The following is an 11562-nucleotide window of genomic DNA, read 5'->3' on the forward strand; positions in this document are numbered from 1 at the left end:
GGTACCGAGCGAAGAATTCCAAGGTCAGGCCGCTAGAGTAGGTTTCCGGTCCGGATCCGGACCGGATCGTGACTTCCGGGGAGGGCGTCGGCTAGTGGTCGATCGGGAAGTCGGGCTTCCTCGCGCGGTGTTCGCGGAGCGGTTCGCGACCCTGTACACCGAGGCAGGCACCCCCTCGTTGAACCGGGTTTCCGAATCGGTCGTCCGAGCGCGGCGGGCCGACGAACGCGGCCAACCCGTGCGAGTGACACCGCAGCGGATCAGTGACTGGCGGCGCGGGCGGAACGTCCCCGCCCGATTCTCCGCGCTCGCCGCCGTACTCGAAGTTCTCGTCGGGCAGGCGCGGAAGGCGACGCCTGTGCCGGTCATCGAGGGCCTGTACGACGTCAAGCAGTGGCGGACGTGGTGGGAAGAGGCGCTGGCGAGTCCGGTCGGCGAAATCGAAGACTTCCCGAGCGAAGCATCCCCGGCCGGCGAGGTCTGCCCGTATCCCGGGCTGGCCGCGTTCACCCAGGAGGACGTCGCCTGGTTCTTCGGCCGCGAGCGCAGCACCAACGCCCTGATCCGGCGGTTGCGCCAGGCCGTCGAGACCGGCGGGATCGTGATGCTGACCGGGGCCTCCGGAGCGGGCAAGTCCTCGCTGATCCGAGCCGGGCTGATGTCCGCGGTCGCCAAGCGGAAGCTCGCGGGTGAAACCGAGCCAGCGGCAGTAGTCGTGATGACACCGGGTTCGGAGCCGCTGGCCGAGCTCAGCCGTCAGGTTCCCGAGCTGGCCGAACTCGTCGCCCGGGCGGATCCTGTCCAGCCTGGCGAGGTCGAAACGGCCCTGACCAGGTCGCACAGCCGCTGGCTCCTGATTGTCGACCAGTTCGAAGAAGTCTTCACCCTGTGCACCGACCCCTGGCAGCGACAGCGGTTCGTCGAGTTGCTGGCGGCGGCGTGCACGTTGCCCGATGACGGCGTCGGCAGGCCGGCGTCGGTGCTGATCGGCGTCCGGGCGGACTTCTACGGCCAATGCCTGGACTACCCGGAGCTGTCCCAGGCGCTGCAGGACAGGCAGCTGGTGCTGGGGCCGATGACGAACCCGGAGATCCAGGAGGCGGTGTCAGGTCCGGCGAAAGCGGTGGGACTCCGCCTCGAGCCGGGTTTGACCGACCTGCTGCTGCGTGACCTGGGCGTCGCCGACAACGCTTCGGGCAACGCCCAGCAGGGAAAATACAGCTCGGGAGCACTCCCCCTGCTGTCCCACGCGCTACTGGCGACCTGGCAGCGCCGGGATTCCGGCGAACTCACCATCGCCGGCTACCTGGCGGCCGGCGGGATCCATGGGGCGGTGGCGGCGACAGCCGAACAGGCCTGGGCCGATCTGGAGGAGTCCGGGCGCGCCGTCGTCCGGGCGATGCTGCTCCGCCTGGTCCGGGTCGATCGGGACGGTCAGGACACCCGCCGGACGATGCCGCGGCAGGCGCTGCTGGACCAGCTCACCGATCCCGCCGCCGGCGCCGACGCGTTGGAAGTGCTGGCGACCGCCCGCCTGGTGACGCTCGACGCCGACGATGTCCAAATCACCCACGAAGCGCTGCTCCACGCGTGGCCGCGCCTTCGGAAGTGGGTCGACGAAGACCGATCCGAGATCCTCGTCAGGCAGCGGCTCGAAGACGACGCCGAAGAGTGGCAGGCGCAGGGCCGGGAGGCCTACCTGCTGTATCGCGGCGGACGGCTCGGGGCCGCCGAGCAGGGTGTCAATTCCGCCGGTTCCTACGCGACGACCGGCCTGGCCAGCGAGTTCCTGCGGAAGTCGGTCCATTACCGGCGCCGGTCCTCGTGGATCCGCCGCGGGGGGATCGCACTGGTCGCGGTGTTCGCGCTGATCGCGACCACGACCGCGGTGATCGCCTCCAACGAGCGCGACGACGCGGTGTTCCGGCAGGTCGTCGCGGAAGCCGACCGCCTGCAGGACACGGCACCTTCACTGTCCGCGCAGATCGACCTGGTGGCGCACCAGCTGCGTCCGAACGACCAAAGCGTGTACGACCGCCTGATCCCGACGCAGAACACGCCACTCGCGACGCCGCTCATCGGGCACCAAGGCGCCGTCTACCTGACGACGTTCAGCCCGGACGGCCGCACGCTCGCGACGGCGAGTTACGACCACACCGTCCGGCTGTGGGACGTCCAGGATCGCGCGCACCCGAAGCCGCTGGGGCTGCCGTTGCTCGGGCACACCAGCTGGGTGAGCTCGGCGGTGTTCAGCCCGGACGGGAACCTCCTGGCCACCGCGGGCGACGATCAGAGCATCCGGCTGTGGGACGTCGCCGATCCCGCGCACCCGTTCCTGCTCGGGCAACCGCACAGCAGCGGCTCGGGCACCATCTACCTCATCACGTTCAGCCCCGACGGCCGCACGATCGCCGCCGCCAACGAAGACCACACGGTCCGGCTCTGGAACGTCAGTGATCCCGAGCAGACCACGCAGCTCGGTCAACCGCTGACCGGGCACACCGCGCGCGTCCGATCGGTGGCGTTCAGCCCGGACGGGCGCACGCTCGCGGCGGGCGGGGACGACTCGAGCATCCTCATGTGGAACGTGGCCAACCCGGCGGAGGCCGTCCGCATCGGGTCTCCGCTGGTCGCCAGTACCGGGGTTGTCCATACGGTCGAGTTCAGTCCCAACAGTCGCACGCTGGCCAGCGGCGGGTACGACGACAACACCATCCGGCTGTGGGACGTCACAGATCCTCGGCAGGCCGCGCCGCTCGGCGTGCCACTGGTCGGGCATACCGCGTCCGTGTGGTCGGTCGCGTTCAGTCCCAACGGCCAGATGCTCGCGTCGACGGGCTCCGACAACACCGCCAGGCTGTGGAACACCGCCGACCCGACCCACGTAACGCAGCTCGGCCAACCCCTCACCGACACCGTCCCGCTCTCCTACGCCGTCGGGTTCAGCCCGGACGGGAGAAGTCTCGCGTCCGGTAGCAATGACGGAACGGTCCTCCTGTGGTCGCTTCCGCCGCAGGTCCTGACCGGACACACCGCCGCGGTCACGGCCTCGGTAATCAGCCCGGACGGACGCCTGCTGGTCACCACGTCGAGGGACAAGACCGCGCGCCTCTGGAACGTGAGCGATCCAGCGCATCCCACCCCCGTCGGGCCGCCGCTGACCGGGGACACCGGAACAATCGGCGCGGCCGCCTTCGGCGCGAACGGGCGTCTACTGGCAACGGCGGGTTCGGACCACGATCAGACGGTCCGACTCTGGAACCTGACGAACCCAGCCGCGCCCAAGCCGTGGGGGCAGGCGCTGAACCTGAACACGCGGTATGCCGCTCCCCTGGCGATCAGCCCGGACGGGCGCACACTGGTCACCGGTGTGGACGACCAAACGCTTCAGTTGTGGGACATCAGCAATCCGGCCCATCCCGTGTCCGTCGGACGGCAGCTCACCGGACACACCGGCTACGTCGTCGACGTCGAGTTCAGCCCCGACGGCCGCACGCTCGCCACCGCGAGCAGCGACCAGACAGTCCGGCTCTGGAACGTCGCGGATCCGCGAAATCCATCCGCCATCGGCCAGCCACTCGGCGGCTACAACAAGGGCGCGCGCTCCCTCGCCTTCAGCCCCGACGGGCACACACTCGCGGCGGGCAGCGACGACGCGTCGATCCGCCTGTGGAACGTCCAAGACCCGGCGAACCCGGCCCCCATCGGCGCACCGCTGCTGGGACACACCAAAGCCGTCCTCGCGGTGGCGTTCAGTCCCGACGGGCACACCCTGGTCAGCAGCAGCGCCGACACCACCGTCCGGCTCTGGAACCTCGCGGACTCGAGCAGTCAGGAGTTCGTCGGCCAAGCCGTCAGCGGCCCCAACACCGGGATCACGCTGAGCCCGGACGGCAAGTTCCTCGCCGCCGCCGGCGACGACAACGCCGTCCGCATCTGGTCCCTCGACGCAACCCACGCCCAACAGCGCATCTGCTCCGACACCAGCGGCGTCCTGACGCCGGAACAGTGGCAGCAACACCTACCGCAGCTGGACTACAAGCCACCCTGCGGCTAACCCGGAGCCTGACCTTGTGAGTGACGGCGCCGGTTGGAACCGGCTGTTGACACCTACGGGGGCGTCGGCGGCGGTGCCGTAATCTGGTCCGCTAGCGGCTTTCGGACGCGCCTCTAGAACCGGCCGGAACCCTCACGACTCGGGTCGGTTGTTTGGCTGGTGACAAAGAGGTCGACGGTGCGGCGGATGTCGGCCAGGACATCCAGTGTCGGGTCCCGGAGCCACTGGATCTGCAGTCCATCGGTTACGGCGAGCAGAATGCGGGCCGCGGAGTCGTCCTCGCGCCCGAGCAGCGTGGTGATGAGTTCGCGAACGCCCTTGGCGTGGTCTTCCATGAAGGCGGCGGCGGGGTGGTCGGGCTGCGACGCGGCGGCGGTCATCTCCACGAACAGGCGGGCGAGGCCGGGCGTGCGCACCACGTCGTTGAGATAGTCGAAGACGCCGTCGTAGGTCGTCAGGTCGTATCGCTCACTCGCCGAGGCGTCCCGCGCCTGCAGGATCGCGACCAGCAGTTCGTCCTTGGAACCGAAGTAGTGCAGCACGCCGGCTTCGGTCAGCTGGACGGACTCCGCGATCGACTTCAGCGTCGGCCCCGCCGAGCCGGCCTTCGCGTAGGCCTCCAGTGCCACGCGCAAGATCTCGGCCCGCTTGGCCAGCCCCTTCGCGTAGGGACCGCGGGAGGACGTCGGCCGCGAGCCATCAGCAGAGGTAGTCATGCACGAAAACCTAGCAGAACTTAAGTTCCGTGTTCAAAACCCTAGTCAAGCTAGGTTTTGAGGTTTACCGTGGTCCTTGCCACCGCGTCCACTGACCTTCGGAGCGCATCGATGAGCTCACTCAAGAAGGCACCGCCTCCTGTTGTGACGGTCGATGTCGAGAACCGAGCCCCACGACTGGGCCGGCTCGGTCCACTGCTCGCGCTCGGCGCGTTCTCCTGGGCCATGCCGTCGGCGGCGTCGGGCATCGTGCTTCCGGCGTTGCTGGCGACCTTGTCGGAATCGACGAAGGTCACCGATTACGCGCTGATCAGTTCGATCGGGGCAGTGGTGGCGATGATCACGACGGTCCTGGCGGGGGCGTTGTCGGATCGCACCGTCTCCCGCTGGGGCCGACGTTCGCCCTGGATGGTCGGCGGGGCGCTGGTCGGCGGCCTCGGGTTGTTCACCGCGGGCACGACGTCGTCGCTGTGGATCATCGCGGTGGGAGCGGCGACCTTCCAGCTCGGGCTCAGCGCGATGCTGGTGGCGCTCGGCGCGGTCCTGCCCGACCGCGTGCCGCGGGCCGCGCTGGGCAAGGCGGCCGCGCTCACCGGTCTCGGCTATCTGGTGGGCACAGCGCTGGGCGGTGTCGTCGCCGCGCCACTGGTGGCCATACCGTCCGTGGGGCTGCGGGTGGTGCCGTGGACGATGCTCGTCGCGATGGTGGCCTTCGTAATCTGGGCACCCGATAGCGACGCACGGAAGCCGCGAATCGAACGTCCCCGAATCACCGGAAGCCTCCGCGCTCACCTTCGCGAGTTCCTGCCGCCGGCGGACCGCGACTACTGGCTGGCCTTCATCGGCCGGTTCCTGGTCATCTTCGCGCTCTTCGTGGTGGTGGGCTACCAGCTCTACATCGCGACCGACATGCTCGGCCTCTCGACGGTCAGAGCCGCGAGCCTGCTCGCGCTCTGCGGTGTGCTGCTGGCGGTCTGCGCCGGCCTCAGCACCATGCTCGGCGGAGCGTGGTCCGATCGTGTCGGAGCCCGCAAACCCTTCGTCGCCGGCGCGGCGGCGCTCATCGCTTCCGGGAGCGTGTGGTTCATCATCTCGCCCTCGGTGGCCGCGCTGATCGGATTCTTCGTCGTGTCCGGGATCGGCTACGGCATCTACCTTTCGGTGGATCAGGCGTTGATGGTCGAAGTGCTCCCGGGCTCCGGCGGCGAGGCCAAGGAGCTGGGCTTTCTATCGCTGGGCAACACGGCCCCGATCGCCGTCGCCCCGCTGATCGGCGGGGCGGTGGTCGCCGGATTCGGTTACCGGCCACTGTTCGTGATCTCCGCATGCTGTGCCGCCGCGGGCGCGACAGCCATCCTCGCGATCCGGAGGGTCCGATGAGCAAGACTGCCAGCGCACCATCGATACGTAACGAGCTCGCGGGAGACCACGTCGTCCGCGACTTCGAGCTGACGGCCACCGCACTGGACGTGCGCGATCCCGCTGGGCTGACCGCCGCCGACGTGACCTGGATACCGGCGATCGTCCCGGGCGGTGTGCACGAGAGCCTGATCGCGGCGGGCCGGATCGAGCACCCCTTTCGCGGCGAACACGATCTAGACCTGCGCTGGATTGAAGAGCGGGCGTGGTGGTTCCGGGCCGCCGTCGAGCTGCCGGCCGACCTGGCCACCGGCGATCGAACCCTCCTCGTGCTGGACGGCGTGGACACGGTCGCGTCGATCTGGATCGACGAGAGCCTCGCCGCCCGTTCGGCCAACCAGTTCGTTCCGGTGGAGATCGACCTGACATCACTGGCCGGCGGCACGCACGATTTGCTGGTCTGCTTCCGGCCCCCGCTGGAGGGATTGCCGGAGCCCGAGCGTGCGCGCCGGATGATGGATCGGGTCAAGACGTTCTTCGACGCGGCGACGGATCGCGGCGAGGGATCCGAGGTCGAGCCCGCTACGGGACTACAGGCGCTGAATCTGGCCAGCACGTTGCGCCGCAAGGCCCAGTTCTCATGGGGGTGGGACTTCGCGCCGCGCGTGCCCTCGATCGGCTTGACCGGCCCGGTGCGGCTGCGGCGCCTGCGCGGCTCCCGGTTCGTCGACCACCACTTCCACACCATGTCACTGGACCTCGCGGCGAAGACTGCCGAAGTCGCGTTCGACGTCGAGGTCGAGACCGTGTCCGGCCCACTCCCGACCACCGTCGACGTCACACTGGTCTCGCCCCGCGGGGACCGCACCATGGAAACCGTTGCCCTACGCGACGGGCGAGTCAGCGGGGTCCTGCGCGTCGACGCCGTCTGTCCATGGTGGACTCACGATCTCGGCGAGCCGGACCTCTACGTCGCGCGCCTCGAGGCACGTGCCGAGTCCGGCGCGACAATCGCCGAGACCGATCTGCGGATCGGCGTCCGTACCATCGAACTCGATCGCCGGTCGGATGAAACCGAAGGCGGGCAACGGTTCACGTTCGTACTCAACGGCGTCCCCCTCTTCGCGCGGGGCGCCAACTGGGTGCCGCCGTCGATGCTGATCGGCTCCGTGACCGCCGCCGATCGCGAATCCCTCGTCCGGCTGACCCGGGACGCCCGGATGACGATGCTGCGCGTCTGGGGTGGCGGCGTCTACGAGGACGCGTCGTTCTACGACGCCTGTGACCGGCTGGGCGTCCTCGTGTGGCAGGACTTCATGTTCGCCTGCATCGACTACCCGGCCGACGACGACGTCCTGCGCGAGGAGGTGCGCCGGGAGGCGGCCTATCAGGTCAAGCGGCTGCGCCACCATCCGAGCCTGGCGATCTGGGCCGGCAACAACGAGGTCCACGCCATGCACCAGATGGCGTGGGGCGACCTCGAACCCGGCCCGTGGGGGCACGAGTTCTTCCACGGCGTCCTCCCGGACGCGATCGCCGAGCACGCCCCGGGCACGCTCTACTGGCCGGGCAGCCCGTGGGCGTCGCCCGAGATCGAGGTGCCGGTCAACGGCACCCGGGACGGCGACCGGCACGCCTGGGAGGTCTGGCACGGCGCAGACCTCGGCGCCGGCGGGCCCAGCGAGTTCGCCTCCCAGGGCGAAGCGATGCACTTTTCGCGCTATGCCTACGACACGGGGCGTTTCATCAGCGAATTCGGCCTGCACGCCGCACCCGAATTCGCCACCCTCGACCGGTGGGCCGGCCCGGGACGGCTGACACCCGATGCCCCGGTCCTCGGCAATGCCCTGCTCTCCCACCGCAATCGCGACTCACCGCGGTCCAAAGGCCTGGCGCTGCTGGCAGTCGAGACCGGCGAACCGACCTCGATCGGGCAGTACGTCGCGTTCTCCCAGGCTGTGCAGGCAGAGGGTCTCAAGTTCGGGATCGAGCACTACCGCCGACGCCAGCCGCACACTTCGGGCACGCTGCTCTGGCAGCTCAACGAGCCGTGGCCCGGCGTGACGTGGTCGATCATCGACCACGACCAGGTAGCCAAACCGGCCTACTACTTCGTCCAGCGCGCCTACGCGCCGGTGCTGGCGAGCTTCGTCGAGCGCGATGAGCACCTCGAACTGTGGATCACCAACAGCGGGCAGGAACCGGTCGAGGACGAAGCCGTCATCGAGGTGTCGACGTTCGGCGGTGATCGGCTGGGCGAGTTTCGAGTGCCCGTCGAGGTCGGGGCACTGGGATCCCGGCGGGTCTGGCGCGGGCGGTCGGCCGAGTACGGTGCCGGTCCCGAGCGCTATGCGTGGGTGTCGAGCGCGCGCGGATCGTTCGAGGACAACAGGTTGTTCTTCGGCAGGCTCCGCGACCTTCCACTCGCCGACGCCGAACTCGACGTGGACATCCGGTCCACGGGCGCCGGCACCGCGCGGGTCCGGGTGCTGTCTCGCGGCTACTCCTACCTGACGCGCGTACTGGCACCCGCTCCGCACGTCACGTTCAGCACCAATGCCGTCGATCTGCGCGACGGAACTTCGCTCACAATCGACGTCCGCGGGCTGCCCGCGGACTTCGACCCGACGCGCCTGGAGGTTCGCAGCTTCGCTGACGACCTCGGCGCCGGAAACGAGAGGCGCTGACCACATGCGCATGGATCCACGACTTGTCCCCGTACTGGCCCGTTTCGCCGACGCCGGCACTGAGTCACCAGCCGATCCAGTGGCCGAGCGGGCCGCGGAACTCGCCGACGTCGGCACTATGGTCGGCACGCTCACCCGGCCCGTTCCGAGCACCGTCACCTGGAGCGACACCGTGACCGACGACGACGTCGCGGTGCCGATCCGGATCTACACCCCGAGCCGACCCGGACCCCGAGCGGCACTGGTCTACGCCCATGGCGGCGCCTGGCGGACGGGATCACCCGCGACCACGCACGAGCACGCCGGCACCCTGGCGGCCGACGCCGATGTGGTGGTCGTGAGCGTCGATTACCGGCTCATTCCGGAGCACCCGTTCCCGGCGGGCCTCGACGACGTGTGGCATGCCCTGCTGTGGACAGCGGCGCATGCCGATCAGCTGGGGATCGACCCGCACCGCATCGCCGTCGGCGGTTCCAGCGCGGGTGGCAATCTCGCCGCCGCCGTCTGCCTGCGGGCGCGAGACGAGGGTGGGCCGCCGATCGCCCTGCAGCTCCTGGAAGCCGCCGTGCTCGACCTGCGCCGTGACACGCCCTCGTGGGATGAGGCCCGTCGCGATCTCCCGCCGCTGGCGGCGATCCTGGACGACGGGCTGAGTCGCTACGTCGCGTCCGGTGCCGAACCCGCCGACCCGAACTGTTCACCACTCGCCGCGGTCGATCTCCACGATCTCCCGCCCGCGGTGCTGCTGGCGGGCGAGGCTGACCCGTTGCGCGACGACAGCGTGCGTTATGCCGATCGGCTCGGCGCTGCCGGCGTCCGCGCGGCGCTGCAACTGTTTCCCGGAATCGTCCACGGCACCGAGAACTTCGTCGAGCTGATGCCGATTGCGCAGGACTGGCACCGGACCTGTGTCGCAGCACTCCGCGCGCTCGTGGCACGACCCGACGCCGATGTGTCCGGCATCCCGCCCGAGGTCGTCGGGCTGGTGTCCGGAGCCGGCCTCACCCGCGGGGTGCTGTTCGAGCATCTCGGCGTACCCGCGGCAGGAGAGGACGCGCTGATCACGACCACTCTCGGGATCACCTCGGAACAACTCGCGGCGCTCCGCGCGGGGTTCGTGGCCGACGTCGGCCACGCCGCCGACAAGCTGTTGACCGATCCGGCGTTCGCCGCCGCACTCGATCGGCTGCCCTTCGCGCCGGGTGAACGGATCGCAGTGGTGGGCGACTCGTTGTCGGCAGCGGCGAACAGCTGGGCGAACCTCCTCGCCGAACTGCTGGGCCGGCGCGGCATCACCGTGCTCAACCGCGCCGTGAGCGGACGCACCACGACCGAGACGATCTCCGTGTTCGGTCGCACCCTCGCCATGGACCCCGACTGGATCCTGCTCATGATCGGCGCGAACGACGTGCGCCGGCACGGCACCCGCACCGGCGTCCGTCAGCTGTCTCTGGCGGAGAGTGTGCGCAATCTCGGTGAGCTGCGCCGGATGGCCGCCGAGAATTCCCGCGCCCGAGTCGTGACGATCCCCTCGCACCCCGTTATCGATCCCGCCCGGATCGAGCAGAACCGGGCGGCCGGCACGTTCTGGCTGGTCGAGGACCTCGACGAGGCGCGGCGAGTGATCGTCGAGTCGATCCCGGACGCTCTCGACGTCCACGCCGGGATCGACCCTGGCCCGGGCTACTGGGCACCGGACGGGGTCCATCCCTCCGCTGAAGGACAGCAGCAGCTGCTGCGGGCGATCGTCGACGCGCTCGGCAACGTACCGGCGGCGGTCCGCCGTGGCTGACTCCGCTGCCACATTCCCTCTCGGACCGTTCACCCCGTATCCGCAGAACCCGATCCTGCGGCCACAGGGCACCGGCTGGGAGTCGTCGAACCTCTATAACCCGGCCGCGATCGTGGTTGAAGACCAGGTCGTGTTGCTCTATCGGGGCCACTCGATCGACCTGATCTCCCGCATCGGAATCGCCACCAGCACCGACGGGTTCCACTTCGAGCGGGAACCCGACCCGGTGCTGGTCCCGGAGCACGACTACGAGCGCAAGGGCTGCGAGGACCCGCGCGTCAGCCGTATCGACGGCACCTACTACCTGACGTACACCGGATTCGACGGAGCGACCGCGCAGCTGTGCCTCGCCACATCGACAGACCTGCGCAGCTGGACGAAGCACGGCCCTATCGTGCCCGGGTTCAACACCTGGGCAACCCTGCCCTACGGCCCCGACAAGCCATGGAGCAAGGCCGGCGTCATCCACCCCGAACCCGTCGACGGCCACTACTACCTGTACTTCGGCGAGGGCGCGATCTTCTACGCCACCTCCACCGACCTCCTGCACTGGACCCCGTGCCCGAACGACCGGCCGATCCACTCGCCCACCCCTGGCCGGTGGGACGGGACACTCGTCGAGATCGGCGCCCCGCCGGTCGTGACGGCCGACGGCCTGCTGATCTTCCTCACCAACGCCGCCACGGCCAAGTCCCCGACCGACGTCGACTACCGCTGCGGGCAGCTTGCCATCGCATTGTCGGACCCCACACAGGTCATCGCGGCGACGACGGTGCCGTGGCTCGAACCACGGTCCACAGAGGACACCCACGGCATGATCCCGGGCGTCACCTTCGTCGAAGGCCTGGTGTACTTCCGCGGCCGCTGGCTCGCCTACTACGGCCAAAGTGACACGACCCTGGCCGTCGCCGTCTACGACCCCCGGACCGACACCTACCGCTGAGGCACCGA

6 protein-coding genes are annotated in these 11562 nt (G+C 69.3%); 5 read left to right on the forward strand and 1 reads right to left on the reverse strand.

Going from position 1 to position 11562, the window contains the following annotated elements:
• The first annotated feature begins 94 nt into the window (after positions 1-94).
• Positions 95-4057, forward strand: a complete 3963-nt coding sequence (locus JWQ81_RS08345; RefSeq protein ID WP_297539300.1) for an NACHT domain-containing protein — start codon at positions 95-97, stop codon at positions 4055-4057.
• A 113-nt stretch (positions 4058-4170) separates the two neighbouring features.
• Here JWQ81_RS08345 and JWQ81_RS08350 read toward each other — a convergent pair whose 3' ends face one another.
• Positions 4171-4773 (reverse strand): TetR/AcrR family transcriptional regulator, encoded by a 603-nt coding sequence (locus JWQ81_RS08350; protein WP_297539302.1) that lies wholly within the window; start codon positions 4771-4773, stop codon positions 4171-4173.
• A 111-nt stretch (positions 4774-4884) separates the two neighbouring features.
• On the opposite strand from JWQ81_RS08350, the gene JWQ81_RS08355 reads away from it, so the two are divergent.
• The 4 genes from JWQ81_RS08355 to JWQ81_RS08370 are packed head-to-tail and all read left to right on the forward strand — an operon-like array spanning position 4885 to position 11554.
• Positions 4885-6153 (forward strand): MFS transporter, encoded by a 1269-nt coding sequence (locus tag JWQ81_RS08355; protein WP_297539304.1) that lies wholly within the window; start codon positions 4885-4887, stop codon positions 6151-6153.
• A complete protein-coding gene (locus JWQ81_RS08360) occupies positions 6150-8819 on the forward strand; it encodes a hypothetical protein (RefSeq protein ID WP_297539306.1) in 2670 nt (889 codons plus the stop codon). Before JWQ81_RS08355 ends, JWQ81_RS08360 begins: the two co-directional genes overlap by 4 nt.
• Positions 8820-8829: 10 nt before the next feature.
• Entirely contained in the window at positions 8830-10611 is a 1782-nt protein-coding gene (locus JWQ81_RS08365; RefSeq protein WP_297539308.1) for an alpha/beta hydrolase fold domain-containing protein, read from the forward strand.
• Entirely contained in the window at positions 10604-11554 is a 951-nt protein-coding gene (locus JWQ81_RS08370; RefSeq protein WP_297539309.1) for a glycoside hydrolase family 130 protein, read from the forward strand. Before JWQ81_RS08365 ends, JWQ81_RS08370 begins: the two co-directional genes overlap by 8 nt.
• Positions 11555-11562: the final 8 nt, after the last annotated feature.

Origin of the sequence: Amycolatopsis sp., assembly GCF_025464955.1 — a bacterium.
Lineage (GTDB): Bacteria > Actinomycetota > Actinomycetes > Mycobacteriales > Pseudonocardiaceae > Amycolatopsis.

Coding starts and splice junctions, on each gene's coding strand:
- JWQ81_RS08365 (WP_297539308.1), top strand. CDS start 8,830: ATGGATCCACGACTTGTCCCCGTACTGGCCCGTTTCGCCGACGCCGGC.
- JWQ81_RS08355 (WP_297539304.1), top strand. CDS start 4,885: ATGAGCTCACTCAAGAAGGCACCGCCTCCTGTTGTGACGGTCGATGTC.
- JWQ81_RS08360 (WP_297539306.1), top strand. CDS start 6,150: ATGAGCAAGACTGCCAGCGCACCATCGATACGTAACGAGCTCGCGGGA.
- JWQ81_RS08350 (WP_297539302.1), bottom strand. CDS start 4,773: ATGACTACCTCTGCTGATGGCTCGCGGCCGACGTCCTCCCGCGGTCCC.